This is a genomic window from Streptomyces incarnatus, from assembly GCF_001027185.1.
Classification (GTDB): Bacteria; Actinomycetota; Actinomycetes; order Streptomycetales; family Streptomycetaceae; genus Streptomyces; species Streptomyces puniciscabiei.
In genome coordinates this window covers 6,243,550-6,269,839 of the sequence record NZ_CP011497.1, presented here as the reverse complement: position 1 = coordinate 6,269,839, position 26,290 = coordinate 6,243,550, and the positions used below count along the sequence as shown (strand labels likewise).

The window sequence follows — 26,290 nt, the reverse complement described above, 5'->3', positions numbered from 1 at the left end:
GCCCCCGGGTGAGTTCGGGAATCCAACCGACCCGTCTCGGTCACTCGGCGTCCTCCCTGATGCGTTCGGCGCCGCGCAGCCTGGCGGGTGCGGCCCGGCGGTTCTCGGCGACCTCTTCCTCGGTGGGAAGTTCGGCACCCCGGGTGAGCAGCTTGAGCCGGGGCTGGTAGCGCTCCGGAACGACCGGCAGGCCGGGCGGCGCGGTGGACGCGGCACCGGCCGCGAACACCTGCTTGACCAGCCGGTCTTCGAGCGAGTGGTACGACAGCACGGCGATGCGGCCGCCCACGTCCAGGGCCTTCACCGCCGCCGGGATCGCCCGCTCCAGGACGGACAGTTCGCCGTTGACCTCGATGCGCAGCGCCTGGAAGGTGCGCTTGGCGGGATTGCCGCCGGTGCGCTTGGCGGCCTGCGGAAGCGCGTCCCGGATCAGCTCGACCAGCCGCGCGCTGTTGCTGAACGGCTCCTTCTCCCGCTCCCGCACGATCGCGGCCACGATCCGCTTGGCCTGCTTCTCCTCGCCGTACGCGCGCAGGATCCGCACGAGTTCGCCGGCCGGGTAGGTGTTGAGGACCTCGGCGGCGCTGATGCCGGTCGTCTGGTCCATCCGCATGTCCAGCGGCGCGTCCTGCGCGTAGGCGAAGCCGCGGTCGGCCTCGTCCAGCTGCATGGAGGAGACTCCGAGGTCGAACAGGACGCCCTGCACGCGCGCGATGCCCAGCCTTCGCAGTACGTCGGGCAGCTCGTCGTAGACGGCGTGCACGAGGGTGGCGCGCTCGCCGTGGGGCGCGAGCCGCTCGCCCGACAGGCGCAGCGCCTCCTTGTCCCGGTCGAGGCCGATCAGCCGCGCCTCGGGGAACCGGGTCAGCAGCGCCTCGCTGTGCCCGCCGAGGCCCAGGGTGCAGTCGACGACCACCGCTCCCGGGCGCTCCAGGGCGGGCGCCAGCAGGTCCAGGCACCGCTGGAGCATCACCGGGACGTGTCGACTCTGGCTCAAGGGGGCCTCTCATCTTCCGGCGGGCCCGCACGCACCGCCGGGTCCCCGCCAGCTCGTGCAGGAAAGGCCTGCCGGCGCCGGAAGCGTCAGCCGGACCGGGAGCGGGAGGAGGCCGAGCCGTACGTACGCGCCGCGCACGTGGGGAGACGGTCCGGGGTGAGCCGGGGTCTCCGGGGGTTTCACCAGCAGGGAGAGCCACGTCTCCCGCTTCGCGTCACTTTAGTCCACCCTGTCTCGCGGTCAATCAACCGGCCTGCGCGTCGCCCGTCCCGGCGCCGCGGGAGCCGCGATTCGGCGGGATTCACCCGTCCGGAACTGGTTTGCCCTCCCTATGGGGTAGCTCACAACAAGCCGCGATGACGTTCTTTGTCCCCTCTCACAGCGCGCCGGGACCGGGGGTGACCAGTAACGTCATGGGTATGACGACTTCCGCAGCAGTTCCCACTGGATCCGAAGGCGCCATAACGAATGGCGGCACCGTGACGGACCGCCTGGTCGCGGCCAACCAGCGGTACGCCGCCGAGTTCGCCGACCCGGGCATGGACGCCCGTCCCGTGCTCAAGGTCGCCGTCGTGGCGTGCATGGACGCCCGTCTCGACCTGCACGCCGCGCTCGGCCTGCAGCTCGGCGACTGTCACACCATCCGCAACGCGGGCGGTGTCGTCACCGACGACGTGATCCGCTCCCTGACCATCAGCCAGCGGGCGCTCGGCACCCGCAGCGTCGTACTCATCCACCACACCGGCTGCGGCATGGAGTCCATCACCGAGGACTTCCGGCACGACCTGGAGATGGAGGTCGGCCAGCGGCCGCTCTGGGCGGTGGAGGCCTTCAAGGACGTCGACCAGGACGTGCGCCAGTCGATGCAGCGCGTGCGCACCTCGCCGTTCCTGCTGCACACCGACGACGTGCGCGGCTTCGTGTTCGACGTGCGCACCGGTGCGCTGCGGGAGGTCGACCCGGCCTGACCGGGTTCACCGGCCGGCCACCCCGAAAGCATCCCGCCGTCTCCGTATCGAAAATGCGGTCGAAAAAGACGTAAGACCGACATCGTGCGGGCAGTTGTCCACAGGCGAGTGACACGAATCGGTAACGGCGGCAAGAATGCGGGTGTGGCGTCACGCGGAACTTTTCCCGCGTGGTGTCCGTGTTTCGGGGTGGGCCGGTTTCGCACGCAGCGTCGGCCCGGAAAGAACGGGCCGAGGAGGGCCGGGTGACGACCTATGACGATCGAGCGAGCCTCACTGAACTGACCGCCACGGTGGAGCGGGTGCGCGGTTCGGTGGAGGGCGTGATCGAGGGCAAGCCCGAGGTCGTACGGCTCGCGCTGACCGTGCTGCTCGCCGAGGGCCACCTGCTGATCGAGGACGTCCCCGGGGTGGGCAAGACGATGCTGGCCAAGGCGCTGGCGCGGTCCATCGACTGCTCGGTGCGGCGCATCCAGTTCACGCCCGACCTGCTGCCCTCGGACATCACCGGTGTGTCCATCTGGGACCAGCAGCGCCGGGACTTCGAGTTCAAGCCGGGCGCCATCTTCGCGCAGATCGTGATCGGCGACGAGATCAACCGCGCCTCGCCCAAGACCCAGTCGGCGCTGCTGGAGTCCATGGAGGAGCGGCAGGTCACCATCGACGGGCAGACGTACGAACTGCCCAGCCCCTTCATGGTGGTGGCCACGCAGAACCCGGTCGAGATGGAGGGCACCTACCCGCTGCCCGAGGCGCAGCGCGACCGGTTCATGGCCCGCGTCTCCGTCGGCTACCCGAGCGTGGAGGCCGAGCTGCAGATGCTCGACATCCACGGCGGCGTGAGCCCGCTGGAGGACCTGCAGCCGGTGGCGCACGCGCACGAGATCGTGAAGCTGATCGAGGCCGTGCGCACCGTGCACGTCTCCGAGCCGGTCCGGCGCTACGCGGTGGAGCTGGTCGCCGCCACCCGCACCCACCCCGACCTCAGACTCGGCGCCTCCCCGCGCGCCACGCTGCACCTGCTGCGCGCGGCGAAGGCGTCCGCGGCCCTCGCCGGCCGGGAGTACGCGCTGCCGGACGACGTCCAGGCGCTCGCCGTCGCCGTTCTCGCGCACCGCCTGCTGCCCACCGCCCAGGCCCAGCTGAACCGCCGTACCGCCGAGCAGGTCGTGCAGGAGATCCTGCAGCACACCCCGGTGCCCGCGGCTCCGGGACAGCAGGCTCCGGGCTTCGGCGGGCTGGGCCGCGGCGTTCCGGCGTATCCCCAGCAGCCCCCGCGGGGACTGTGATGAGCGCCGGGGGGACGGGGCAGGCGGAGGCCGACCGCGGGGACGCGGGCGGTGTCCGTACGGCCCTGGCGGGTCTGACCACCCGCGGCCGCTCCTTCCTGGCGGCCGGGATCGCGGCGGCGATCTGCGCCTACGTGCTGGGCCAGAGCGATCTGCTGCGGGTCGGTCTGCTGCTGGCCGCACTGCCGCTGATCTGCGCGACCGTGGTGTACCGCACGCGCTACCGGGTGGCGGGCACCCGCCGGCTCTCCCCCGCCCGCGTGCCGGCCGGCAGCGAGGCCCGGGTGCACCTGCGGATGGACAACGTCTCCCGGCTGCCCACCGGCCTGCTGATGCTCCAGGACCGGGTGCCGTACGTCCTCGGGCCGCGCCCGCGGTTCGTGCTGGACCGGGTCGAGCCGGGCGGCCGCCGCGAGGTCTCCTACCGGGTCCGCTCCGACCTGCGCGGCCGCTACCCTCTGGGCCCGCTGCAGCTGCGGCTGACGGACCCCTTCGGGATGTGCGAACTCACCCGTTCCTTCTCGGCGTTCGACACCCTCACGGTGATCCCGCGCGTGGAGCCGCTCGCCCCGGTCCGCTTCAGCGGCGAGGCCAAGGGGTACGGCGACGGGCGGCAGCGCTCGCTGGCCCTGGCCGGCGAGGACGACGTGATCCCGCGCGGCTACCGCCACGGCGACGATCTGCGCCGGGTGCACTGGCGGTCCACCGCACGCTACGGCGAGCTGATGGTGCGGCGCGAGGAGCAGCCCCGGCGCTCGCGGTGCACCGTGCTGCTGGACACCCGGGGCGGCGCCTACGAGGGCGCGGGCCCCGACTCGGCCTTCGAGTGGGCCGTCTCCGGCGCCGCCTCGGTGCTGGTGCACATGCTCGAACGCGGCTTCTCGGTACGGCTGTTGACCGACAGCGGCAGCGTGGTGCCGGGCCACGGCGCCGACGGGTTCGCGGGCACCGGCCAGGAGACGGCGGAGGCGGCCGGGCTGATGATGGACACCCTCGCGGTGATCGACCACTCCGACGGCACGGGCCTGTCCCGGGCGTACGACGTGCTGCGCGGCGGCAACGAGGGGCTGCTGGTCGCCTTCCTGGGCGACCTGGACGAGGAGCAGGCCGCGACGGTCGCCAAGATGAGCCGGCGCAGCGGCGGTGCCGTCGCCTTCGTGCTGGACCCGGACACCTGGGTGCGGGAGGCGACCGATGTGCCCCGGCCGGGCGACCGGCACGCCGAGCGGCTGCGGATGCTGCGCGAAGCGGGCTGGACGGCGCTGAGCGTGCCGCGCGGTGCCGCGCTGAACGCGCTGTGGCAGCAGGCGGACCGGGAGCGCTCGGGCCTGGCCGCGGTGGGCGGGGAGGCGACGCGATGAGCGGTCGGGCACGCCTGGCGCTGTGCGCGGCGGCGGCCACGCTGATGGCCTCCTGCGCGCTGCTGCCCCTGGTGGCCGCGCCGACCTGGCTGCTGCAGCTGGTGCCGCTGGTGGCCGTGCAGACCGGGGTGGGCGCGGCGGCCCGCCGGGTGCCGCTGGGCCGGCCGCTGACCGTCGCGGCGCAGGCGCTGGTCACCCTGATGCTGCTGACGCTGCTCTTCGCCCGGCAGTACGCGATCGTCGGGCTGATCCCCGGCCCGGATGCCATCCGGCACTTCGCCGACCTGTTCCAGCAGGGCTCGAACGACGTCAGCGAGTACGCGATACCCGCGCCGCTGACCGACGGCATCAGGCTGATGCTGATCGGCGGGGTGCTGCTGATCGGCCTGCTGGTGGACACGCTCGCGGTGACCTTCCGCAGCGCGGCCCCGGCCGGGCTGCCGCTGCTCGCGCTGTACTCGGTGGCCGCCGGGCTGTCCGACGGCGGGGCCGACTGGCTGTGGTTCCTGGTGGCGGCGGCCGGCTATCTGATGCTGCTGCTCGCGGAGGGCCGGGACCGGCTGGCGCAGTGGGGCCGGGTCTTCGGCGGCGCTCCCCGTGCCCCGGGCGCACCGGAGAGCGGCGCGGTGGCTCCGGTGCGTACCGGACGCCGGATCGGCGCGGTCGCGCTCGGTGCAGCCCTGGTGGTGCCGCTCGTCCTGCCCGCGATGCAGGGCGGCCTGCTGGACGCCGCGGGCACGGGTGTGGGGGTGGGCAACGGCGACGGCGGCACGATCTCCGCGGTCAACCCGCTGGTGTCGCTGCGCGACAGCCTGAACACGAACAACGACCGCCAGGTGCTGTCCCTGAAGACCAGCACGAACGACCTCTCGGACCTGTATCTGCGGATCGTCTCCCTGGACGACTTCGACGGCACCACCTGGAGACCGGCCCAGCGGCACATCGTGGGCGTACCGGACCGGTTCCCCACGCCCATCGGCCTCGACGGCGGCGTCAAGCGCGGCACGGTGACGACCACGGTCACGGCCTCCGACTGGTACGCCCAGGACTGGCTGCCGATGCCGTACCCGCCGAGCGGTGTGCGGATCGCGGGCCGCTGGCGCTACGAGCCGGTCGGCATGACCCTGGTCGGCGACCACGGCCAGACCACGCGCGGTGAGACCTACCAGGTGACCAGCCTCGCCCTGCAGCCGACGGCCGAGCAGCTGGCCACCGCGCCGGAGCCGCCGGCGGCCCTGAAGCGCGAGTACACGAAGGTGCCGTCCGCGCTGCCGAAGGTGGTGGCCAGGACCGCCAAGGAGATCACGGCGGGCGCGCGCAGCCATTACGAGGAGGCCGTCAAGCTCCAGGACTACTTCGCGGTCACGGGCGGCTTCCAGTACGACACCCAGGTCGAGGTCGGCCGCGGCCCCGACGCCATCGCGAACTTCCTGAAGAAGAAGCAGGGCTTCTGCGTCCATTTCTCCTTCGCCATGGCGGCGATGGCCCGCACCCTGGGCATCCCGGCCCGGGTCGCGGTGGGCTTCGCGCCCGGCACCCCGCAGACCGACGGCACGGTCGCGGTGAACCAGAAGGACGCGCACGCCTGGCCCGAGCTGTACTTCGAGGGTGTGGGCTGGACCCGCTTCGAGCCCACCCCGACCCGCGGCACCATTCCGTCGTACACCCAGTCGGACACACCCGGCACCTCGCTGCCGGACCAGGACCTGCCCTCGCACCAGTCGTCCACGGCGCCCTCGGCGGAGGCCTCGCCCAGCCAGAGCTGCCCGCCCGAGCTGCACAGGCTCCAGGACTGCGGCAGCACGTCCGCCGCGGCGGCCCCGCACAGCGGCGGCGGTGGACCGGGCCCGGGGTGGTATCTGCTGATCGGTCTGGCCGCGCTGGTGGTCCTGACGATTCCGCTGTCGCCGCTGCTGTGGCGGCTGCGGGTGCGCTCGGTGCGGCTCGGCGGGCACGCCCGGACCGAGCAGGGCGCGGCGGCGCACACGCTGGCGGCCTGGCAGGAGTTGACGGACAGCGCCTGGGACCACGGCATCGCGCCGGACGAGTCGCTGACCCCGCGCCGGGCGGCGGCCCGGATCGTCGAGCTCGGGCGGCTGGACCCGGCGACCGGTGCCCTGGTGCACCGGGTCGCGGACGCGGTGGAGCAGGTGCTGTACGCGCCTCGGCCGCGCCCGGCGGCGGGTACGGCTGCGGATGTGCGCCGGGTGGTCGAGGGGCTGCGTGGCACGGTGGGCACCGGCACCCGGCTGCGGGCACTGTTCCTGCCCCGCTCGTCGGTGCGGGTGCTGTGGGCGGTGTCGGCCCGCTGGTCGGCACTCAGGACCAGGGTGGCGACGGCCCGGCCCGGCCTTCGCCGGCCGTCGCAGCAGCAGGGCTGAGAGCATGACCGAGGGGCGACCACCTGCGGTGGTCGCCCCTCACACGTTGTCTGCCGGCGTCCCGGGAAAGTCCGGGGAGGCCGGGGGAGATCTCCGGCCGGCTACTGGCCGTGTCCGTCCCGGCGGCGCTGCCAGCGCTCCTCGATCCGGTCCATCACGGAACGCTTCGGCCGCGCCTGGCGACGCACGCCGCCCGCGGGCTGCTCGCCCGGCTTCGGCGCCTTGCGCCAGCCGGTGACGGCGAGTACGGCACAGCCCAGCATGACGAGGAAACCCACCACACTGACCCAGATCAGCTGCATGACCATTCCGGTCATGAGGAGCGCGATACCGATGAGGAAGCCTGCAACCGCCTGGTAGACCCGCCGCCGGGTGTACGTCCGCAGCCCGTTTCCCTCAAGCGCCGACGCGAACTTGGGATCTTCGGCGTACAGCGCTCGCTCCATCTGCTCGAGCATGCGCTGCTCGTGCTCCGAGAGCGGCACGGAGTCCTCCTCATCGTGCAGTCGCCGGGGCGACCCGGGGGGTCCCTTCAGGATAGGCAGGGAATCGCCCCCGTGAAACCCGCCCCTCTACGCCAATTGACCAACCGGAATCCGTCATGGCCGTCCCGGCTCGCTGAGGCTTCCATTCCCCAGCGGCCGACCCGTCATGCCGGGTGGTGTACCTCGATCATACGGCGCAAACCCCTCGATCGGGGGGCTTGTGGCGTACTCCATCCGCTGCCCAGGCCCTGATCAGCGGCGGGTCACGGTCGTCGGCTCAGACCTCGGCGGCACCCGGCGTCTCACCGAGCACGTGCAGCTGGGTGGCGACGGAGTGGAACGCGGGCAGCTCGGCCGCCGCGGCCTCCAGCTTCAGGAGCGCGTCCAGGGCACCGGGCTCGGTGTCCACGAGGACGCCGGGGACCAGGTCGGCGAAGACCCGCACGCCGTGCACGGCGCCGACCCTGAGCCCCGCGGCCTCCACCAGCGCGGTGAGCTGTCCGGCCGTGAACCGGCGCGGCATCGGGTCGCCGACGCCCCAGCGGCCCTCGGGGTCCTGCAGCGCCTGCCGGGCCTCCGTGAAGTGCCCGGCGAGGGCGCGGGCGAGCACGGCGCCGCCGAGTCCGGCGGCGAGCAGGCTGAGGATGCCCTCGGAGCGCAGCGCGGCGACGGCGTTGCGGACGCCCTCGGCCGGGTCGTCCACGTACTCCAGGACGCCATGGCACAGCACGACGTCGTAGCCTCCGCGCTCGACCACGTCGAACAGGCCGTGCGCATCGCCCTGGACGCCCCGGACCCGCTCGGCGACACCCGCCTCGGCGGCCCGGCGCTCCAGCGCGAACAGCGCGTTCGGGCTGGGGTCGACGACGGTCACCCGGTGGCCGAGCCGGGCGACGGGCACGGCGAAGTTGCCGCTGCCGCCTCCGGTGTCGAGGACGTCCAGCGCATCCCGGCCCGTGGCCTTGACGCGGCGGTCGAGGGCGTCCTGGAGGACCTCCCAGACCACGGCGGTACGCAGGGAGGCGCGGGGGCGGCTCGGGTCCGACACGGCAGTTGACTCCTCGGCAGGGCGGAAGGCTGAAGGCTTCAGTCGTCGTCCACCCTATTGCCTCCGCTGCCGTACCGGGTCACCGCGGGCGGGTACGGCCGCCGCGTCTCGCACGGCGGACTTCCCCGTGGTCAGCCCGCGTCCGGAAGGTCGCCGCGCGCTCTCCCCCTCGGGCCGTCCGGGTCCCCGGGGTCCTGGCGGGGCTGGGGCAGGACCGGCTGGAGGACGAGCATCCGCTCGACGATGCGCAGGAACATCGCCACGTCCCGTATCAGGTCGTCGGCGTCGCGGCGGCTCGCCGCGCCCTGGATGCCGGCCTCGGCGCGGGCCCGGCGGGCGGCGCCGGAGGCGAACAGCGCGCTCCACTCGGTCAGTTCGGGGGTGATCTCGGGCAGTACCTCCCAGGCGCTGCGGATCCGGGCGCGGCGGCGTGGGGAAGGCTCGGGGCGGCCACGGGCGGCGAGCACGGCGGCGGCGGTGCGCAGGGCGGCGAGGTGGGCCGTCGCATAGCGCTCGTTCGGCGCTTCCAGGACGGTGGCCTCGTCCAGTGCGGCCCGGGCCCGGGCGAGCAGGTCGAGGGCGGCGGGCGGGGCCGTGGCCCGGCGGAGCACGGGGTGCACATCGCTCGCCGGGCCGGTCAGTGAGGGGGCAGGGCCGGTGGCGCGGCGCCGGCGTGCGGCTGCTGCGGACGGATTGGCCATGACGAACCTCCTGTCGTCTGGGTGACGGCACAGGTGCCGTATGTGCCCATCGTGAGGTATGGCACTGACAATCCGTTCTGACCTGGGGTTTTGCCTCGATCGTAGGTTCGGGCGTATTTTTGCACTGACCAGTCAGTTCAAAAACACGGTTCGCATACCGAAGGGGCAGGGGGACTTGTGGACGGCGTGCACGTCAGGGCCGAGGGCCTCGGGCTCAAGGGGCCTCGGGGGTGGGCCTTCCGCGGCGTCACCCTCGACGCGGAGCCCGGCTCACTCATCGCGATCGAGGGACCGTCCGGCTCGGGCCGCACGTGTCTGCTGCTCGCACTCAGCGGACGGATGAAGCCCACCGAGGGAGTCGCCACCGTCGGAGGTTTCAAACTCCCCCGGCAGACGGCCCGGCTGCGCCGCGTCAGCGCGGTGGCCAACGTGGCCGGGGTGACCGACCTGGAGCCGGCCCTCACCGTCGGCGAGCACCTGCGCGAACGGGCCCTGCTGCAGAGCCGCTTCGGCGACTCCCTGCGCGAACTGCTGCGCCCGCGCACCCAGCGCGTGCACGAGGCACGGCTGCGTGTCGACGCGGCCCTGGCCGCCGCCGGGCTCGACCTGGAAACGCTGCCGAAGGGCTCCCGGACGGCCGTGCGCGACCTGGAGCGGCCCCAGGAACTGCGCCTGTCCATCGCCCTGGCCCTGCTCGGCAGGCCCGCACTGCTCGGTGTCGACGACCTCGACACCAAGCTCTCCGACGCCGAGCGCGCCGAGTTGTGGGAGCTGCTGCGCTCGCTCACGCGCGCGGGGACGACGGTGGCGGCCGTCTGCCGCGCGGCACCCGGCGACTGCGTCGTCGTACCGACCGGGCCGAGGCACACCGCGGCGGAGCCCGGCACCGGCGGCAAGGAAGCCGGAGCGGAGGCCGGCATGGGCGAGGAGAAGCAAGCCGGGGCCCAGGAGGGCACGGGCGACGCAAAGGAAGCGGGGGCGCGGGCCGGCACGGGCGACGCAAAGGGAGCCGGGGCGCGGGCCGGCACGGGCGACGCGAGCGAGCAGGGCGGCCCGCGCGAGAAGAGCGGTCCGGGCGAGAAGGGCGATCCGGGCGAGAAGAGCGATCCGGGCGAGAAGGGCGGCCCGGGCGAGAAGAGCGATCCGAAGGAGGACGTCGATGCGCTCGCCTAGGCTGGCCGTACTCGAGCTGAGGCGCTTCGGGCGCGGGCGGCTGCCGCGCGCCGCCCTGGTCGCGCTGCTCGTGCTGCCGCTGCTCTACGGCGCCCTGTACCTGTGGTCCTTCTGGGACCCGTACGGCCGCCTGGACCGCATCCCGGTGGCCCTGGTGAACGACGACAAGGGCGCCACCGCGGGCGGGAAGCGGATCACCGCCGGTGACGACATCGTGGACGGGCTGCGCGACAGCCGGACCTTCGAGTGGCACGAGGTGAGCGAGCGGGAGGCCCGCGAGGGTGTCGAGAACGGCACGTACTACCTGTCGCTGACCATGCCGGCCGACCTCAGCCGGCGGATCGCGTCCAGTTCCGGCGACTCCCCGGAGACCGGCGCCCTGCAGGTGCGCACCAACGACGCGAACAACTACATCGTCGGCCAGATCTCCCGGACCGTCTTCAACGAGGTCCGCACGGCCGCCTCCACCAAGGCCTCCCGCACCTTCCTGGACAAGATCTTCGTCTCGTTCTCCGACATCCACGACAAGACCGTCACGGCCGCCGAGGGCGCCGACAAGCTGAACACCGGCATCGGCAAGGCGGAGAAGGGCTCCAAGGACCTCGCCGACGGGCTCAGGGACGCCAAGACCGGCAGCGGCAAGCTCGCCACGGGACTGACGAAGCTGAACACGGGCGCCGGTGCCCTCCAGGACGGGTCCCGGCAGGTAGCCGACGGCACCCAGGCCCTCGCCGACAAGGTCAACGGCGTGTACGGCGAGACCGGCCCCTATCTGAAGGACAACGAGAAGACCATCGGGGACACCGCCAAGCTGGTCGCCGACTCGGCCAGGACCGTCAAGGACAACCTCGACGTCCTGGTGAAGCTGGCCCCCGGCGCGGCGAAGACCGCCCACGCCGGCTCCGCCGTCCTCGACGAGGTCTACCGCACCCACTGCGAGAACGCGCCCCTCCCCGACCCGGTCTGCCCGGACCTGAAGCGGGCCAGGAAGGCCGCCGCCGACGTGGCCACCGTCGCCGACGACCTCAACACGCTGATCGCGGACCAGGACGGCGACCTGAAGACGATGCGGGACAACCTCGGCACCCTCCAGAAGCAGGCCACGGCCCTCGAAAAGCGCGCGCCGCACCTCTACGAGGACGTCGACGACGCCGTCAAGAAGATCAACAAGCTGAACACCGGCGCACAGAAGGTCGCCGACGGCGCCAAGAAGCTGCACACCGGGCTCGGTACCGCGCAGACCGGCGCGACCACGCTGGACAAGGGCATCGGCACGGCCGCGTCGGGCGCCACGACCCTGAACGGCGGCCTGTACAAGCTGTCCGACGGCTCCGGGCAGCTCGCGGGCGGACTGCACGACGGCGCGAAGAAGATCCCGGACTACGGCAAGAAGGACCGCGACCGGCGCACCGGCGTGATGGCCGACCCGGTCCAGCTGGCCTCCCACGACCTGCACAAGGCGCCGAACTACGGCACCGGGTTCGCCCCGTACTTCATCCCGCTGTCCCTGTGGGTGGGCGCGATGGTCGCCTACATGCTGATCCCGCCGCTCAACCGGCGTGCCCTGGCGGCCGGTTCGCCGGCCTGGCGGATCGCGCTCGCGGGCTGGTTGCCGGTGGTCGCCGTCGGCGTGCTGCAGGTGGCCGCGCTGATGGCCGTCCTGCACTGGGGGATCGGTCTGCAGATGCTCCGCGCGGCCGGCACGATCGGCTTCCTGTGCCTGGTCACCGCCTGCTTCGCGGCGATCGTGCAGTGGCTGAACGCCCGGTTCGGCGCGGCCGGCCGGATCCTGGTGCTGGCGCTGCTGATGCTCCAGCTGACCTCGGCGGGCGGCACCTACCCGGTGCAGACCAGCCCGCACTTCTTCAACGCGATCCACCCGTTCCTGCCGATGAGCTACATCGTGGAGGCGCTGCGCCGGCTGATCACCGGCGGTGGGCTGGGCCCGGTCTGGCAGGCGTGCGGTGTGCTGACGGCGTTCACCGCGGGCGCGCTCGCGCTGACCGCTCTCGCGGCCCGGCGCCGCCAGGTGTGGACACTGGACCGGCTGCACCCGGAGCTGAGCCTGTGAACCAGGCGGGGGCCTCGCACGCGCGCGTACCTGTGAGAATCAGGGCCATGGAAAGCAGCAGCACCAGGTCCGGCGGCAGCACGCGCCGGGAGGCCACCCGGCAGAAGCTCTACGAGGCGGCCGTCACGCTCATCGCCGAGCAGGGCTTCTCCGCGACCACGGTGGACGAGATCGCGGAGCGGGCCGGGGTCGCGAAGGGCACGGTCTACTACAACTTCGCGAGCAAGTCGGTCCTCTTCGAGGAGCTGCTGCGGCACGGGGTGGGCCTGCTCACCGCCTCGCTCAAGGAGGCGGCGGAGCAGACCGCGCGGGCGGGCGGCGGCAAGGTGGACGCCCTCGACGCGATGGTCCGCGCGGGCCTGGTCTTCATCGACCGCTATCCGGCCTTCACCCAGCTGTACGTGGCCGAGCTGTGGCGCACCAACCGGGCCTGGCAGTCCACCCTGATGGTGGTCCGGCAGGAGGCCGTCGCGGTGGTCGAGGGGGTGCTGCGGGAGGGCGTGGCGGCCGGCGAGTTCAGCGACGAGATCGATGTCCAGCTGACGGCGGCCGCGCTGGTCGGCATGGTTCTGGTGGCCGCGCTGGACTGGAAGTCCTTCCAGCCGGAACGCTCCCTGGACGACGTCCACGCGGCCCTGTCCCGGCTGCTCCAGGGACGCGTGAGCGGAAAGGGCTGAGCGGCATGAGGAGGGCGCCGTTCCGCTGCCGGACCGGCGCCCTCCCACTCCCCCGTACTCCCCCGTACTCCCCCTGTGGTCCCCCGTGGTGGTCGTCCCCGGGTCCCCCGGCTCGCTTCCGCCGACGGATCGGCGGAAGGAGCGGCCGGGTGGCGGGCGCCGTTCCGCCGCCCCGTGCCGGCGGTGCCGGGCCGCGCCCCCTTGCCGTGCCTCCACTGTCCCGTCCGCACAGGCCGCGGCCCATCCGCGCGCGTACTCATCTCCCCGCCTAGGTACGGATACTCAGCCGTACGCACGCGTGCCCACGCCTCGGGCCCACCGCCCGGTCACGATCGCGTCCGCGCCCACCTCCCACCGGCCGGATTGTCAGTGGCGGTCGATAAAGTCGCAGGCATGGCACGGATTGCGGTGATCGGCGCCGGGATGGGCGCGATGGCGGCCGCCGCCCGGCTGGCCGTCGCGGGCCACCGGGTGGTGGTGTACGAGCGGACGGACACGTACGGCGGTGCGGTGCGCCGCTTCGAGCGGGACGGGTTCGGCTTCGACACCGGCCCCGGTCTGCTGACGCTGCCCGCGGTGTACCGCGATCTGTTCGTCAAGACCGGCAAGGAGCCGCTGGAGGACTGCGTCGAGCTGGTCCAGGTCGATCCGTCCTCGCGGCACCTGTTCCCGGACGGCACCGAGGCCGCGCTGCCGAACGCCTCGCGCGCGGGCGTGGTCGCGGCCCTGGACGAGGCGCTGGGCGGGGGCGCGGGCGAGCGCTGGGGTGACTTCCTGGTGCGGGCCCGCGAGGCCTGGGACCGCACCCGCAGGCCGCTGCTGGAGGAGCCGCTGTGGCCCAACTGGCACGTACTGGCGGACAAGGAGCCGTATCCGGCCGTCCCGCACAAGCGGCTGCTGCGCACGCGGCGCGCGAGCACGCTGTCCGAGATCGGCGCCTGGGAGCTGCGCGACGAGCGCCTCGCGGCCCTGCTGACGAGCTCCGCGCTCGCCCACGGCCTCGATCCGCGGACCGCTCCGGCGAGCGCGGCCGTCCTGCCCTACATGGAGCACGCCTTCGGCACCTGGTATGTCCGCGGCGGCATCCGGGAGTTGGCGCGCGCGGTGTACGAGCGCTGTGTGCGGCGGCGGGTGGAGTTCGTCTTCGGCGCGGAGGTCCTGAGCATCCTGGACAAGGAGGGCCGGGCCACGGGCGTGGAGCTGATGGACGGCACGGTGGCCGAGGCGGACCACGTCGTGGCGGACGTGGACCCGGCGCGGCTGATGGAGATGACGGACCCTCCGCTGGACGGGCGCGGGGATGTGCGGGCCGATCCGTTCAGGACCGGTCCGGGGCGGTTCGTCGTGCTGCTGGCCCTGCGCGGCGCGCGCGAGACCGGTGCCGCGCACCGCACGGTCGTCCACGCGCCGGACCCGGAGTCCGAGCTGGACTTCCTGGACTCGGCGAAGGGGGACGAGCCGCCGCCGCCCACGGTGACCGTGCTGCGCCCGGACGACCCCGCGCTCAGACCGGACGACGGGCACGAGTCCGTGGTGCTGTCCGCGGTGGTGCCGAGCACCCTCGACTGGGAGGAGGAGGGCGTGCTCCGGCTGTACACGGAACATCTCCTCGAAGCGGCCGAGGCCGCGATACCGGGCCTGCGGGACCGCGTCCTGTGGCAGGAGGTGCGCACACCCGACGACACCGACGACGAGACGAGCGCCTTCCTCGGCGCGGTGCCGGCCCCCTCCCTCGCCGCCGGCCAGGGGCGTTTCCTGCACCCGTCGAACACCACACGGCTGCCCGGTCTGTACCGGGTCGGTGGCTGGTCCCACCCGGGGGGCGGCCTGCCGCACGCGGGCATGTCGGGGGCGCTGGTGGCGGGGCTGATCGTGGAGGGCCCGGGCTTCCGCGGCTCCCAGTGAGCCGAGCCCGGGCCGCATGAGCGGCGTACGGCTTCAGAAACGGTACTGCTCGTCGTACCCGGTACCGGGCTGCTGCTGCGCCTGCCTCTGGTTCTGGTACGGGTACGGCTGCTCCTGCGGGAGTTCGCCGCCGTACGTCTCGTCGGTGCGCTGCTGCGGCACCCACACCCCGGCCGCCGGCGTCTCGCCGTAGCCGCCGCCGTACGGGGCCTGGGAGTAGCCCTGCTGGGCGTACTGACCGGAGTAGCCGGTGGTGTCGTACGAGGCACCGTCGTAGGACTGGCTGCCGATGTACGGGTCGGAGTAGTTGGCGTAGCCCTGCTGGCCGGTGTCGTAGCCGTAGCCCTGCTGGCCGTAGCCCGAGTAGTCGTAGGCGTAGGCCTGCTGCTCGGTGCCCTGGGTCTGGGTGGCGCCCGCGTAGGCGGTGTCGCCGTAGACGCCGTAGGAGCCGGTGTCCTCGGGGATGGGCTGCGGCTCGTAGACGGTGGTGGTCTCGGCCGCGGTGGGCTCCGTGGCCGGACGGCCGGCCGGGGTGAAGACGTCGTCGCGGTCGTAGTCGTCGTAGTCGCCGTGCCCCTGGCCGTAGCCGGCCTGGTCGGCGTCCCGGTCGTCCTCCGGGGCGACGAGGTCCGGGTCGGCGCCCTCCAGCGCCGGGTCGTGCCGGTCGGCCCTGCCGCGGCGGCGCTTGCTGCCGCCCGCGGTCTCGGCCCCGGCGTCGGGGCGCTTGACCGCCCAGCCGGCGGCGAAGCCACGGCGGAACGACAGCGTGACGTAGGTCTGGCCGATCGCGAAGGCGATGGCGCCGACGCCGATCACGATCACGGACGGCATGAGCACGCCGAACACGACCCCGAGGAAGCCGGCGAACGCCAGCAGCCGCCAGCGCAGGCGCGCCTTGTACTGCAGCAGCACCTCGCCCAGCAACCACAGTGCGACGATGCCGAACGCGATGTAGAGGACCGTCCAGCCCATGTACGCCCCTCTCCCAGTGACCGCTACGCAGTGTGTCGTATCGCGGTGCGGCCGGTCTAGGCCTGCGGGGGGTGGTGCAGGCCCAGGTTCTCGTAGATTTCCAGGGTCGCCGTGGAGTTGTTGAGCGTGATGAAGTGCAGTCCGGGCACTCCCTCGGCGAGCAGCCGAGCGCAGAACTCCGTGGCGAAGTCGATACCGATGGAGCGTACCGCCGCCGGATCGTCCTTCGCTGTGAGGATCCGCTCTTTCAGGGCGTCCGGAAAGACGGCGTTGCTGAGTCTGGGCAACCGTTCCAGCATCTTCACGCTGGTGACAGGCAGGACCTCGGGGATCACGGGGGTGTCACAGCCCGCGGCCGCCACGCGGTCGCGCAGCCGGAGATACGACTCCGGCTGGAAGAACATCTGTGTGATGGCGTAGTCGGCGCCCGCACGGCACTTGTCCACGAAGTGGGTGACGTCGGTGTCCCAGTCCGTGGAGCGGGGGTGCATCTCCGGGAACGCGGCAACTCCCACGCAGAAGTCGCCCGACTCCTTGATGAGCCGGACGAGTTCGGCCGCGTAGGTCAGGCCCGTGGGGTGCGGGACCCAGTCGCCCATCGGGTCGCCGGGCGGGTCGCCGCGCACGGCGAGCATGTTGCGGATCCCGGCGTCGGCGTACTGGCCGATGATGTTGCGCAGTTCCGCGATGGAGTGGTCGACCGCGGTGAGGTGGGCGACCGGGGTGAGCGTGGTGTCGGCGACGATCTGCTGGGTCTCCTTGACCGTGCCGGCCCGGGTGGAACCCCCGGCCCCGTAGGTCACGGAGACGAAGTCGGGCGCGACGGCCTCGACCCGACGGAGCGCGCTCCACAGGTTCCGCTCGCCCTTCGGGGTCTTCGGCGCCGAGAACTCGAACGAGTACGTCGTCTTTCCGGTGGCGAGCATGTCGCGCACGGTGCGTGCGCGATCAGTCCTGGTGGATGGGGTTCCGAGGGCCATACCCGCAGGTTAGCCAGGGGTGGGCGGTCCCCCAACCGGACGACTGAGATTTGCCCGAATTGTCGCTTTCCTGTCCACCCCTTGGACAAAACCTTGGACATGAGCCTTCGGCGAAGAGCTGGACGAGGGTGCCGCCAACCCGCCGCCAACCCGCCGCTAACCCTGCCGCAGCCGCTTCGCGAACTCGGCCGCCGCCGCTCCCGGATCACCGGCCTCGGTGATCGCACGGACCACGACCACCCGGCGGGCGCCCGCGTCCAGCACCTCGTCGAGGTTGGTCAGGTCGATGCCGCCGATCGCGAACCAGGGGCGGTCGGTGCCCAGGCCGGCCGTGTACCGCACCAGGTCGAGGCCGGGCGCGGGACGGCCCGGCTTGGTGGGGGTGGGCCAGCAGGGGCCGGTGCAGAAGTAGTCCACGCCGTCCTGCGCGGCGGCCGCGGCGGCCTCGGACTCGGCATGCGTGGAGCGGCCGATCAGCACCTCGTCGCCGAGGATCGCGCGCGCCGCGGGCACCGGCAGATCGCCCTGGCCGAGGTGCAGCACATCGGCGCGGGCGGCGTGGGCGACGTCCGCGCGGTCGTTCACCGCGAGGAGCTTTCCGTGCCGGGCGCAGGCGTCCGCGAAGACCTCCAGGTGCGCCAGCTCCTCGGCGGCCTCCAGGCCCTTGTCGCGCAGCTGCACGATGTCGACACCGCCGGCCAGGACCGCGTCCAGGAACTCGGGAAGGTCGCCCTGGCGCGTGCGCGCGTCCGTGCAGAGGTAGAGCCGGGCGTCGGCGAGCGCGGCGCGTGCGGTGTCGGACATACGTGGGTCCCCCCTGATCGGTGTCCCTGGCTTTTTCGTCGGGTGGCGTGCGAGCGCGGCAGCCCGCACGCCACCCCTCGTGGTGCGGTTCGGCTCAGACGGCGAGCGCCTGGGCGCGGCGCTTCACCTCCGTGCCGCGATTCTCGCTCAGGGCCTGCGCGGGAGTGCCGGGCAGGGTCGGGTCGGGGGTGAAGAGCCACTCGATCATCTCTTCGACCGTGAAGCCGTCGTCCCGCAGGAGCGTCAGGGTGCCGGACAGGCCCTTGACGACCTTGTCCCCGTCGATGAAGGCGGCGGGGACGTGCAGCGCGCGGTTCTCACCCCGGCGTACGGCGATGAGCTGGCCCTCCTTGACCAGCTGCCGCACACGCGTCACCTCGACGCCGAGCTGTTCGGCGATGTCGGGGAGGGTGAGCCAGGCGGGGACGAGAGCATCGATCTTTGCGTCAATCTCGGTCACGAGACCAAGCGTAGGCGCTCCGCTGGTTCGGCCGCGATGGGTCGCGGTTCGGTGCCGCGCCGTCGTGGCTGGTCGCGCAGTTCCCCGCGCCCCTTCGGGGCGCTAGTCAGCCGTGGAGTCCTTCAGGGGCTTTGCCGGGTCCGCCAAGGCCTCCGCGTCCATGCGGCGCCCCGCCTCGATCAGTCGGCGGCCCTGGGCCAGATCACGCGGGCGGCCGACGGCCAGGAGGGCCACCAGGTGGTCCTCGCGGAGCCAGCAGACCGTCCAGGCCGGGCCCTGAAGGTCGCCGCGCCGGACCATGCGGTCGGCGGCGGCGTGGTGGCCGGCGTACTGCACGAAGCGGCCGAACTGCTCGGACCAGAAGTAGGGCACCGGGTCGTAGAGGGCGGGAGTCTCGCCGAGGATGTTCGCCGCGACCGTGCGCGGCCCCTGCAGGGCGTTGTCCCAGTGGTGGACGAGCAGCCGTTCGCCGTACCGGGCGGAGGGGAAGGAGGCGCAGTCGCCGACGGCGTACACGTCCTCGACGGAGGTGCGGAGCCGGTCGTCGGCGAGGACGTCCCCGTGCGGGCCCAGCGCGACGCCGGAGCCGGCCAGCCAGGCCGTGGCGGGGCGGGCGCCGATGCCGACGACGACGGCGCCCGCGGCCAGCCGGGTGCCGTCGGCGAGGAGCACCGCGCCGGGCTCGACGCGCTCCACGCGCGCGTGGGTGCGCAGATCGGCGCCCGCGTCGGCGTACCAGGCGGCCATGGGCGCGGCGACCTCGGCGGGCAGGGCGCCGGCGAGCGGACGGTCGGCGGCCTCCACCACGGTCACCGCGCAGCCGGCCTCGCGGGCGGCCGTGGCGAACTCGGCGCCGATCCAGCCGGCCCCGACGACCACGATCTCGTGCTGCCGGGCGAGCACCGGCCGCAACCGTTCGGCGTCGTCCAGGGTGCGCAGCAGATGCACGCCGGGCACGCCCTCGGTACCGGGCAGGGTGATCGGCTCGGCACCGGTGGCGAGGACCAGGACGTCGTACGGCACCGGGCCCTGCTCGGTGTCCAGCTCGTGCTCGGCCGGGCGCAGGCCCAGCGCCTCGCAGCCGAGCCGCAGGTCGACGCCGAGGGACTCGAAGTCCACGTCGAAGGCGGAGTCCTCGGCCTTGCCGAGCAGCACGGCCTTCGACAGCGGCGGCCTGTCGTACGGCTGGTGCGGCTCCGCGCCGATCACGGTGACGGGGCCCTTGAAGCCCTGTTCCCGCAGCGCGACCGCGGTCTGCACCCCGGCCATGCCCGCACCGGCGACGACCACGCGCCGCCCCGCTGACGTGCCCCCTTGCGCTGTCTGCTCGCTCACCCGATCACCATAGACACGTGACAACGCGTCAGTCAGCGGGCGTGCCCGGTGAGCTGTTCCACAACGCTCGTACCGGCGCCCGCCCGGGACTCCCACTCCCAGGTCTCCTCCAGCCGCACCCGCCCGTCCGGCAACTCCACCACCGTGGACACGCAGTGCCCCGAGGCGGTCGTCCCGTCGGTCTTCAGCTGCACGTAGCGGAAGTCCAGCCGGTCACCCTCCCGGGTGCCGACCAGATGGCCGCGTACGACATCGCCGCCCGCGTACTCGGCCCAGATCTCGCCGTCCTTCTCGTGGTACGTGAACCGGGTGCGGGTACCCACCTGACCTGGGGCTTGGTCCGCCACGGGGGCGAGGATCAGTCCGTCGAGCGACCGGGCCACGGGCAGGGGCTCCCTTACGGGTGACGAGCGGGGCGGGCTAGGGTGGCCACCGTACAAGCACTCGCGGGAGCCCGGACGCACCGGGCTGAGAGGGAGGCTGGCGGCCTCCGACCGTACGAACCTGATCCGGGTCATGCCGGCGAAGGGAGGGGCTGGACGCCCATGTCGTCACGTACGTCCGACGTCCTCGTCATCGGGGGCGGAATCATCGGCCTGGTCACGGCCTGGCGCGCGGCGCAGCGCGGGCTCAGCGCGGCCGTGGTGGACCCCGAGCCCGGCGGCGGGGCCGCGCGGGTCGCGGCCGGGATGCTGGCCGCGGTCACCGAACTGCACTACGGCGAGGAGCAACTGCTCGCCCTGAACGTGGAATCGGCCCGCCGCTACCCGGACTTCGCGGCCGAGCTGACCGAGCTGACCGGCCATGACCTCGGCTACCGACGCTGCGGCACCCTCGCGGTCGCGCTCGACGCCGACGACCGCGCCCACCTGCGCGAACTGCACACCCTCCAGCAGCGCTGCGGTCTGGACTCGGTGTGGCTGTCCGGGCGGGAGTGCCGGCGTCTGGAGCCGATGCTGGCGCCCGGGGTGCGCGGCGGGCTGCGGGTCGACGGCGACCACCAGATCGATCCGCGGCGGCTCGCGGCGGCGCTGGTGGCCGCGTGCGAGCGGACCGGCGTCACCTTCCATCGCGCGTGGGCCGAGCGGCTGGACGTCGTACGGGACCGGGCCGCCGGGGTCACCACCGCGGACGGCACCGGGCTGCGCGCCGGGCAGGTGGTGCTCGCCGCCGGAAGCATGAGCGGACGGCTCGCGGGCGTGCCGGAGGCGCTGCTGCCGCCGGTACGGCCGGTCAAGGGGCAGGTGCTGCGGCTGACGGTGCCGCGCCGGTACGCGCCGTTCCTCAGCCGGACCGTGCGGGCCGTGGTCCGCGGCAGCCACGTCTATCTGGTGCCCCGCGAGAACGGCGAGCTGGTCGTCGGCGCGACCAGCGAGGAGCTGGGCTGGGACACGACCGTCACCGCGGGCGGGGTGTACGAGCTGCTGCGCGACGCCCATGAGCTGGTGCCGGGCATCACCGAACTGCCGCTCACCGAGACCCGGGCCGGGCTGCGCCCCGGCTCCCCCGACAACGCGCCGCTGCTCGGCCCGTCCGGGCTCGACGGGCTGCTGCTGGCCACCGGGCACTACCGCAACGGGGTGCTGCTCACACCGGTCACCGGCGATGTCCTGGCCCGGCTGCTGGCCGACGGCGAACTGCCGGAAGAGGCCCGTCCGTTCACCCCGCGGCGCTTCGGTGCCGCCGCCGTCCTCATGGAGCAGCCAGCATGAGCACCTCCGTCACCGTTTCCATCTCCGTCAACGGAGAGCGCCGGGAGATCGTTCCGGGTACGGCTCTCGACGCCGTCGTACGGTCGCTGGTCGCGGCGCCCTCCGGGGTGGCCGCCGCCGTCAACGAGACCGTCGTCCCGCGCGCGCAGTGGGCCTCCACGGCGCTGGCCGAGGGCGACCGGGTCGAGGTCCTCACCGCGGTCCAGGGAGGCTGAGCCATGGCCGACGATCCCTTGGTCCTCGGGGGTACGACCTTCTCCTCGCGGCTGATCATGGGCACGGGCGGCGCGCCCAGCCTGGAGGTGCTGGAGCGGGCGCTGGTCGCCTCCGGTACGGAGCTGACGACGGTCGCGATGCGGCGGGTGGACCCCTCCGTGCACGGTTCGGTGCTGTCGGTGCTGCGGAAGCTGGGCATCGGGGTGCTGCCGAACACGGCGGGCTGTTTCACCGCGGGCGAGGCCGTGCTGACCGCGCGGCTGGCGCGGGAGGCGCTGGGCACGGACCTGATCAAGCTGGAGGTCATCGCCGACGAGCGGACGCTGCTGCCGGATCCGGTGGAGCTGCTGGAGGCGGCGGAGACGCTGGTGGACGACGGGTTCACGGTGCTGCCGTACACCAATGACGATCCCGTGCTGGCGCGGAAGCTGGAGGATGCGGGCTGTGCCGCCGTCATGCCGCTGGGCTCGCCGATCGGGTCCGGGCTCGGGATCCGCAATCCGCACAACTTCCAGCTGATCGTCGAGCACGCGCGTGTGCCGGTGATTCTGGACGCGGGGGCCGGTACGGCGTCCGATGTGGCCCTCGCCATGGAGCTGGGGTGTGCCGGGGTGATGCTCGCCTCCGCGGTGACGCGGGCGCAGGAGCCGGAGTTGATGGCCGCCGCGATGAGGCATGCCGTGGAGGGGGGGCGGCTGGCTCGGTTGGCGGGGCGGATTCCGCGGCGGCACTTTGCGGAGGCGTCGTCTCCTGCGGAGGGCTTGGCCGTGCTGGATCCCGAGCGTCCTGCGTTCTGAGCCGGTGCTGCAGGCGCCCACTGCTCTCCCACCCGCGCACCACCCGTTACTGCCTACTGGAAGGCTGGACTTTCCCGTGGGGTGTCCTCGCCGTCGGCGGCCGCGGGTGGTCGTGGGCGGTCGCGGGTGGTCGCGGGCGGTCGGGCGCGCCTCGCCTTCGGCGTCGCTTCGGTCGTGCGTCGCGTCACAGGTCGGCTTCAGTGCCTGCGGGAAAGCGGTCTCGGCGGGGGATCTGTCGGTCCCTCCTCGTAGACTCCCCTGCGTGGATACGACGCTTCAGGACCCCCTCGTCGGGCAGGTGCTCGACGGCCGTTACCGCGTCGACGCGCGGATCGCGGTCGGCGGGATGGCCACGGTCTACCGGGCCCTGGACACCCGTCTGGACCGTGTGCTCGCGCTGAAGGTGATGCACCCCGCGCTCGCGGCCGACGGATCCTTCGTGGAGCGGTTCATACGGGAGGCGAAGTCGGTCGCCCGGCTCGCGCACCCGAACGTGGTGCAGGTCTTCGACCAGGGCACCGACGGGTCGTACGTGTACCTGGCGATGGAGTACGTCGCCGGCTGCACCCTGCGGGACGTGCTGCGCGAGCGCGGGGCGCTGCAGCCCCGCGCGGCCCTCGACATCCTCGAGCCCGTGCTCGCCGCGCTCGGCGCCGCGCACCGGGCCGGGTTCGTGCACCGGGACATGAAGCCCGAGAACGTGCTGATAGGCGACGACGGGCGGGTCAAGGTCGCCGACTTCGGGCTCGTGCGTTCCGTGGACACCCAGACCAGCACGACGGGGGCCGTGCTCGGGACCGTGTCGTATCTCGCGCCCGAGCAGATAGAACAGGGCACCGCCGATCCGCGCGTCGACGTCTACGCGTGCGGTGTCGTCCTCTACGAGATGCTGACCGGCGGCAAGCCGCACTCCGGGGACTCCCCCGCCCAGGTCCTCTACAAGCACATCCACGAGGACGTGCCACCGCCCTCGGCACTGGTGCCGGGGCTGCCGTACGAGCTGGACGAGCTGGTCGCCTCGGCGACCGCGCGCACCCCGGACATCCGGCCGCACGACGCCGTGGCGCTGCTCGCCCAGGTGCGCGAGGGGCGCCGGACGCTGAGCGACGAGCAGCTGGACGCGGTGCCGCCGCAGGCGATCGCCGCGGAGCACGACAACGCCGGTGACCGTACGAGCGTGATACCGCGCTCGCTGGCAGTGCCCCGGCCGCTGCCCGTCAACGAGGAGGAGCCGGCCGAGGGTGTCGTCCGGCACACCACGCGGCTGCAGGCGCCGCCCGTGCCGCCCCGCCGGTCCCGGCGCCTGGTGCTGACGATCGTCGCCGCCGTGCTGGTGGTGTTCGGCGTGGGCGCCGGGGTCTGGTACATCAACTCCGGCCAGTTCACGAAGGTCCCGCCGCTGCTGGCGAAGACCGAGGCGCAGGCGCGGGAGCGGCTCGGGGCCGCCGGGCTGGAGGTCGGGCAGGTCAGGCGCGAGTACAACGACACCGTCCAGCGGGGCACGGTCATCGGCACCGACCCCGCGCCCGGCGCCCGGATCCGCGACCACGACTCGGTGACGCTGACGATCTCGCTGGGCCCGGAGACGGTGAACGTGCCGGATGTCACGGGCCGCACCCTGGCCGAGGCGCGGGCGCGGCTGAAGGCGGACGGGCTGGAACCGGGCATGATCACCCGGCAGTTCAGCGAGGACGTCGCGAACGGCTCGGTGATCGCCACGGCACCGCAGGCCGGCACCAGGCGGCACGCCGGGTCGGCGATCGCGCTGACGGTCAGCAAGGGCAGCCCGATCGACGTACCGGACGTCACCGGTGAGGACCTGGACAGCGCCCGGCGGGATCTGACCGAGGCGGGGCTGAAGGTGAAGATCGCCGCGCAGCAGGTCAACTCCGAGTACGACAAGGGCAAGGTGGCCCAGCAGAGCCCGGGCGACGGCAGCCAGGCCGCCGAGGGCGACACGGTGACGCTGACGCTCTCCAAGGGCCCGGAGATGGTCGAGGTGCCGGACGTGGTCGGCGACAGTGTCGACGACGCCCACAAGGCCCTGGAGGGCGCCGGGTTCAAGGTGGAGGAGGACCGCGGCCTGCTCGGGCTGTTCGGCGACACCGTGAAGAAGCAGTCGGTACAGGCCGGCGACAAGGCACCGAAGGGGTCGACCGTCACGATCACCATCCGGTGACCGGGGTCACCGGGGCCGTGGTCCGGCGGCCGGTGCGGGCATGACACCCTGAACGGGTGAGTCCTGTTGTCCCGCCCCCGTCGTCCCGGCCGCGCAATCCCGTCGGCGGTCATGTCCCCGTCGCCGGTGGGCTGCACTCCGTGGGGCTGTCGTACGCCCATGACCTGAAGGCCGAGACCGTGCAGGTCTTCGTGGCCAATCCGCGCGGGTGGGCCACGCCGGCCGGGAATCCCCGGCAGGACGAGGCCTTTCGCGCGGTGTGCGCCGAGGAGTCGATCCCGGCGTACGTCCACGCCCCCTACCTGATCAACTTCGGCTCGCACACCGAGGCGACCGTGGAGCGGTCGGTGGAGTCGCTGCGGCACTCGCTGCGGCGCGGTCGGGAGATCGGGGCGCTGGGTGTGGTCGTGCACACCGGGAGCGCGACCGGCGGGCGGGGCCGTGAGGTGGCGCTGCGGCAGGTGCGGGAGCACATGCTGCCGCTGCTGGACGAGCTGACGCACGACGACGACCCGTTCCTGCTCCTGGAGTCGACGGCCGGGCAGGGCGCCTCCCTCTGCTCGCGCACCTGGGACTTCGGGCCGTACTTCGAGGCGCTGGACGCGCACCCGAAGCTCGGGGTCTGCCTGGACACCTGCCACATCTTCGCCGCCGGCCACGACCTGACCGGTCCGAGCGGCATGCACCAGACCCTGGACCTGCTGGTGGACACCGTGGGCGCGGGCCGGCTGAAGCTGATCCACGCCAACGACTCCAAGGACGTGGTCGGCGCCCACAAGGACCGGCACGAGAACATCGGCGCCGGTCACATCGGCGAGGACCCCTTCCGGGCCCTGATGACCCACCCCGCGACCGAGGGCGTACCGCTGATCATCGAGACGCCGGGTGGCAAGACGGGACACGCGGCGGACGTGGAACGCCTGAAGAAGCTCAGGGACGGCTGAGGGCGCCGGTCAGTCCTCGGACCCGGCCTCCGGGCGGACCACGTCGACCCGGTTCACAGCTCCGGGCCCTCCCCCGGCTGCTCCTGGTAGGAGTACCGCTGTTCCTTCCAGGGGTCGCCGATGTTGTGGTAGCCGCGTTCCTCCCAGAAGCCGCGGCGGTCGGTGGTCATGTACTCGACGCCTCGGACCCACTTGGGGCCCTTCCAGGCGTAGAGGTGGGGCACGATCAGGCGGACCGGGAAGCCGTGCTCGGCGGTGAGGAGCTCGCCGTCCTTGTGGGTGGCGAAGAGGGTGCGGTCGGAGGCGAAGTCCGACAGGCGGAGGTTGGAGCTGAAGCCGTACTCGGCCCAGACCATCACATGGGTGACGTCCGGGGCCGGCGGGGCCAGCTCGAGGATGGTGCGGGCGGGGATGCCGCCCCACTCCGCGCCGACCATGCTGAACTTCGTCACGCAGTGCAGATCGGCCACCACGGTGGTGTACGGCAGGGCCGTGAACTCCTCGTGGTTCCACAGGTGCTTGTCACCGTCGGCGGTGGCGCCGAAGACCCGGAACTCCCAGCGCTCGGGGCGGAACTTCGGGACGGGCCCGTAGTGCGTGACCGGCCAGCCGCGCTGGAGCCGCTGACCCGGCGGAAGCTCGGACCCTGCCGTCGCTCCAGACTCTCGCTCCACCGGATGACCCATGTATCCATCCTGACAGACCTCGGGCAGTGCCCTTGACCACGCGTCCAGAAAGCGGACAAGCGGCATCAATTCATGGCGTACTTACTAAGTACGCACTTACTGGACGATCTTCGGCGCCGGTGCAATCATGCGGCCGCACACCTCCCCCG

The 26,290-nt window shown here is 72.8% G+C and carries 24 protein-coding genes and 1 riboswitch; of the genes, 13 read left to right on the top strand and 11 right to left on the bottom strand.

Annotated features, from left to right (window positions below):
• Window positions 1-40 precede the first annotated feature (40 nt).
• Window positions 41-997 (bottom strand): 16S rRNA (cytosine(1402)-N(4))-methyltransferase RsmH, encoded by a 957-nt coding sequence (gene rsmH, locus ABB07_RS28330; protein ID WP_208901364.1) that lies wholly within the window; start codon window positions 995-997, stop codon window positions 41-43.
• A gap of 419 nt (window positions 998-1,416) precedes the next feature.
• Between rsmH and ABB07_RS28325 the strand changes: the two genes are divergently transcribed.
• The 4 genes from ABB07_RS28325 (at window position 1,417) to ABB07_RS28310 (ending at window position 6,996) form a co-directional block, all read left to right on the top strand.
• Window positions 1,417-1,965 (top strand): beta-class carbonic anhydrase, encoded by a 549-nt coding sequence (locus tag ABB07_RS28325; RefSeq protein ID WP_244189548.1) that lies wholly within the window; start codon window positions 1,417-1,419, stop codon window positions 1,963-1,965.
• Window positions 1,966-2,210: 245 nt separating this feature from the next.
• The gene (locus ABB07_RS28320; protein WP_208901362.1) at window positions 2,211-3,254 is read left to right on the top strand and encodes an AAA family ATPase; all 1,044 of its coding nucleotides are present in this window, start codon (window positions 2,211-2,213) and stop codon (window positions 3,252-3,254) included.
• On the top strand, window positions 3,254-4,615 hold the full coding sequence (locus tag ABB07_RS28315) for a DUF58 domain-containing protein (protein ID WP_208901361.1): 1,362 nt from the start codon (window positions 3,254-3,256) through the stop codon (window positions 4,613-4,615). The genes ABB07_RS28320 and ABB07_RS28315 overlap by 1 nt, the downstream gene beginning before the upstream one ends.
• A complete protein-coding gene (locus ABB07_RS28310) occupies window positions 4,612-6,996 on the top strand; it encodes a transglutaminase TgpA family protein (protein WP_208901360.1) in 2,385 nt (794 codons plus the stop codon). The genes ABB07_RS28315 and ABB07_RS28310 overlap by 4 nt, the downstream gene beginning before the upstream one ends.
• Window positions 6,997-7,097: 101 nt before the next feature.
• Here ABB07_RS28310 and ABB07_RS28305 read toward each other — a convergent pair whose 3' ends face one another.
• The 3 genes from ABB07_RS28305 to ABB07_RS28295 form a co-directional block, all read right to left on the bottom strand.
• Window positions 7,098-7,481: a DUF3040 domain-containing protein gene (locus tag ABB07_RS28305; protein ID WP_208901359.1), complete on the bottom strand. Its 384-nt coding sequence runs from the start codon at window positions 7,479-7,481 to the stop codon at window positions 7,098-7,100.
• Window positions 7,482-7,758: 277 nt separating this feature from the next.
• A complete protein-coding gene (locus ABB07_RS28300; protein WP_208901358.1) occupies window positions 7,759-8,529 on the bottom strand; it encodes a methyltransferase in 771 nt (256 codons plus the stop codon).
• Window positions 8,530-8,660: 131 nt separating this feature from the next.
• Window positions 8,661-9,230 carry an SAV_6107 family HEPN domain-containing protein gene (locus tag ABB07_RS28295; RefSeq protein WP_208901357.1) on the bottom strand — a complete coding sequence of 190 codons (570 nt, stop codon included), beginning with the start codon at window positions 9,228-9,230 and terminating at the stop codon, window positions 8,661-8,663.
• Between the two features lie 177 nt (window positions 9,231-9,407).
• Here ABB07_RS28295 and ABB07_RS28290 point away from each other — a divergent pair, with 177 nt between their 5' ends.
• From ABB07_RS28290 to ABB07_RS28275, 4 genes are all read left to right on the top strand, one after another.
• Entirely contained in the window at window positions 9,408-10,403 is a 996-nt protein-coding gene (locus tag ABB07_RS28290) for an ATP-binding cassette domain-containing protein (protein ID WP_208901356.1), read from the top strand.
• Window positions 10,390-12,474, top strand: coding sequence for a YhgE/Pip domain-containing protein (locus ABB07_RS28285; protein ID WP_208901355.1), 2,085 nt, complete (start codon window positions 10,390-10,392; stop codon window positions 12,472-12,474). The genes ABB07_RS28290 and ABB07_RS28285 overlap by 14 nt, the downstream gene beginning before the upstream one ends.
• Before the next feature lie 47 nt (window positions 12,475-12,521).
• Window positions 12,522-13,151 carry a TetR/AcrR family transcriptional regulator gene (locus ABB07_RS28280; RefSeq protein ID WP_208901354.1) on the top strand — a complete coding sequence of 210 codons (630 nt, stop codon included), beginning with the start codon at window positions 12,522-12,524 and terminating at the stop codon, window positions 13,149-13,151.
• Between the two features lie 393 nt (window positions 13,152-13,544).
• Window positions 13,545-15,056 carry a phytoene desaturase family protein gene (locus ABB07_RS28275; RefSeq protein ID WP_208901353.1) on the top strand — a complete coding sequence of 504 codons (1,512 nt, stop codon included), beginning with the start codon at window positions 13,545-13,547 and terminating at the stop codon, window positions 15,054-15,056.
• A 33-nt stretch (window positions 15,057-15,089) separates the two neighbouring features.
• Here ABB07_RS28275 and ABB07_RS28270 read toward each other — a convergent pair whose 3' ends face one another.
• From ABB07_RS28270 to ABB07_RS28245, 6 genes are all read right to left on the bottom strand, one after another.
• On the bottom strand, window positions 15,090-16,028 hold the full coding sequence (locus ABB07_RS28270; RefSeq protein ID WP_208901352.1) for an SCO2102 family sporulation regulator: 939 nt from the start codon (window positions 16,026-16,028) through the stop codon (window positions 15,090-15,092).
• A gap of 56 nt (window positions 16,029-16,084) precedes the next feature.
• Window positions 16,085-17,008 (bottom strand): methylenetetrahydrofolate reductase [NAD(P)H], encoded by a 924-nt coding sequence (metF, locus tag ABB07_RS28265; RefSeq protein ID WP_208901351.1) that lies wholly within the window; start codon window positions 17,006-17,008, stop codon window positions 16,085-16,087.
• A gap of 156 nt (window positions 17,009-17,164) precedes the next feature.
• Window positions 17,165-17,812, bottom strand: coding sequence for a thiamine phosphate synthase (gene thiE, locus ABB07_RS28260; RefSeq protein WP_208901350.1), 648 nt, complete (start codon window positions 17,810-17,812; stop codon window positions 17,165-17,167).
• 94 nt (window positions 17,813-17,906) lie between these two features.
• The gene (locus ABB07_RS28255) at window positions 17,907-18,272 is read right to left on the bottom strand and encodes an Rv2175c family DNA-binding protein (RefSeq protein ID WP_055707421.1); all 366 of its coding nucleotides are present in this window, start codon (window positions 18,270-18,272) and stop codon (window positions 17,907-17,909) included.
• 102 nt (window positions 18,273-18,374) lie between these two features.
• Complete coding sequence (locus tag ABB07_RS28250; protein ID WP_208901349.1) at window positions 18,375-19,607, bottom strand: NAD(P)/FAD-dependent oxidoreductase; 1,233 nt, start codon at window positions 19,605-19,607, stop codon at window positions 18,375-18,377.
• Between the two features lie 32 nt (window positions 19,608-19,639).
• Window positions 19,640-19,990, bottom strand: coding sequence for an avidin-fold protein (locus ABB07_RS28245; protein WP_208901348.1), 351 nt, complete (start codon window positions 19,988-19,990; stop codon window positions 19,640-19,642).
• A gap of 53 nt (window positions 19,991-20,043) precedes the next feature.
• Window positions 20,044-20,155, top strand: a riboswitch (TPP riboswitch).
• Here ABB07_RS28245 and thiO point away from each other — a divergent pair.
• The 5 genes from thiO (at window position 20,153) to ABB07_RS28220 (ending at window position 25,455) form a co-directional block, all read left to right on the top strand.
• Complete coding sequence (thiO, locus tag ABB07_RS28240) at window positions 20,153-21,319, top strand: glycine oxidase ThiO (protein WP_208901347.1); 1,167 nt, start codon at window positions 20,153-20,155, stop codon at window positions 21,317-21,319. (Overlaps the previous riboswitch by 3 nt.)
• Window positions 21,316-21,534, top strand: a complete 219-nt coding sequence (thiS, locus tag ABB07_RS28235) for a sulfur carrier protein ThiS (protein ID WP_208901346.1) — start codon at window positions 21,316-21,318, stop codon at window positions 21,532-21,534. The genes thiO and thiS overlap by 4 nt, the downstream gene beginning before the upstream one ends.
• A 3-nt stretch (window positions 21,535-21,537) precedes the next feature.
• Window positions 21,538-22,332, top strand: a complete 795-nt coding sequence (locus tag ABB07_RS28230) for a thiazole synthase (RefSeq protein WP_208901345.1) — start codon at window positions 21,538-21,540, stop codon at window positions 22,330-22,332.
• A gap of 262 nt (window positions 22,333-22,594) precedes the next feature.
• On the top strand, window positions 22,595-24,511 hold the full coding sequence (pknB, locus tag ABB07_RS28225) for a Stk1 family PASTA domain-containing Ser/Thr kinase (protein WP_208901344.1): 1,917 nt from the start codon (window positions 22,595-22,597) through the stop codon (window positions 24,509-24,511).
• A 56-nt stretch (window positions 24,512-24,567) separates the two neighbouring features.
• The gene (locus tag ABB07_RS28220) at window positions 24,568-25,455 is read left to right on the top strand and encodes a deoxyribonuclease IV (RefSeq protein ID WP_208901343.1); all 888 of its coding nucleotides are present in this window, start codon (window positions 24,568-24,570) and stop codon (window positions 25,453-25,455) included.
• Window positions 25,456-25,508: 53 nt separating this feature from the next.
• Here the strand turns inward: ABB07_RS28220 and ABB07_RS28215 are convergent, their stop codons facing one another.
• Window positions 25,509-26,141, bottom strand: a complete 633-nt coding sequence (locus ABB07_RS28215) for a sulfite oxidase-like oxidoreductase (RefSeq protein WP_208901342.1) — start codon at window positions 26,139-26,141, stop codon at window positions 25,509-25,511.
• Between the last annotated feature and the right edge of the window lie 149 nt (window positions 26,142-26,290).

Coding starts and splice junctions, on each gene's coding strand:
- ABB07_RS28310 (WP_208901360.1), top strand. CDS start 4,612: ATGAGCGGTCGGGCACGCCTGGCGCTGTGCGCGGCGGCGGCCACGCTG.
- ABB07_RS28215 (WP_208901342.1), bottom strand. CDS start 26,141: ATGGGTCATCCGGTGGAGCGAGAGTCTGGAGCGACGGCAGGGTCCGAG.
- ABB07_RS28315 (WP_208901361.1), top strand. CDS start 3,254: ATGAGCGCCGGGGGGACGGGGCAGGCGGAGGCCGACCGCGGGGACGCG.
- ABB07_RS28230 (WP_208901345.1), top strand. CDS start 21,538: ATGGCCGACGATCCCTTGGTCCTCGGGGGTACGACCTTCTCCTCGCGG.
- ABB07_RS28295 (WP_208901357.1), bottom strand. CDS start 9,230: ATGGCCAATCCGTCCGCAGCAGCCGCACGCCGGCGCCGCGCCACCGGC.
- thiO (WP_208901347.1), top strand. CDS start 20,153: ATGTCGTCACGTACGTCCGACGTCCTCGTCATCGGGGGCGGAATCATC.
- metF (WP_208901351.1), bottom strand. CDS start 17,008: ATGGCCCTCGGAACCCCATCCACCAGGACTGATCGCGCACGCACCGTG.
- ABB07_RS28275 (WP_208901353.1), top strand. CDS start 13,545: ATGGCACGGATTGCGGTGATCGGCGCCGGGATGGGCGCGATGGCGGCC.
- ABB07_RS28280 (WP_208901354.1), top strand. CDS start 12,522: ATGGAAAGCAGCAGCACCAGGTCCGGCGGCAGCACGCGCCGGGAGGCC.
- ABB07_RS28325 (WP_244189548.1), top strand. CDS start 1,417: ATGACGACTTCCGCAGCAGTTCCCACTGGATCCGAAGGCGCCATAACG.
- thiE (WP_208901350.1), bottom strand. CDS start 17,812: ATGTCCGACACCGCACGCGCCGCGCTCGCCGACGCCCGGCTCTACCTC.
- ABB07_RS28270 (WP_208901352.1), bottom strand. CDS start 16,028: ATGGGCTGGACGGTCCTCTACATCGCGTTCGGCATCGTCGCACTGTGG.
- thiS (WP_208901346.1), top strand. CDS start 21,316: ATGAGCACCTCCGTCACCGTTTCCATCTCCGTCAACGGAGAGCGCCGG.
- ABB07_RS28285 (WP_208901355.1), top strand. CDS start 10,390: ATGCGCTCGCCTAGGCTGGCCGTACTCGAGCTGAGGCGCTTCGGGCGC.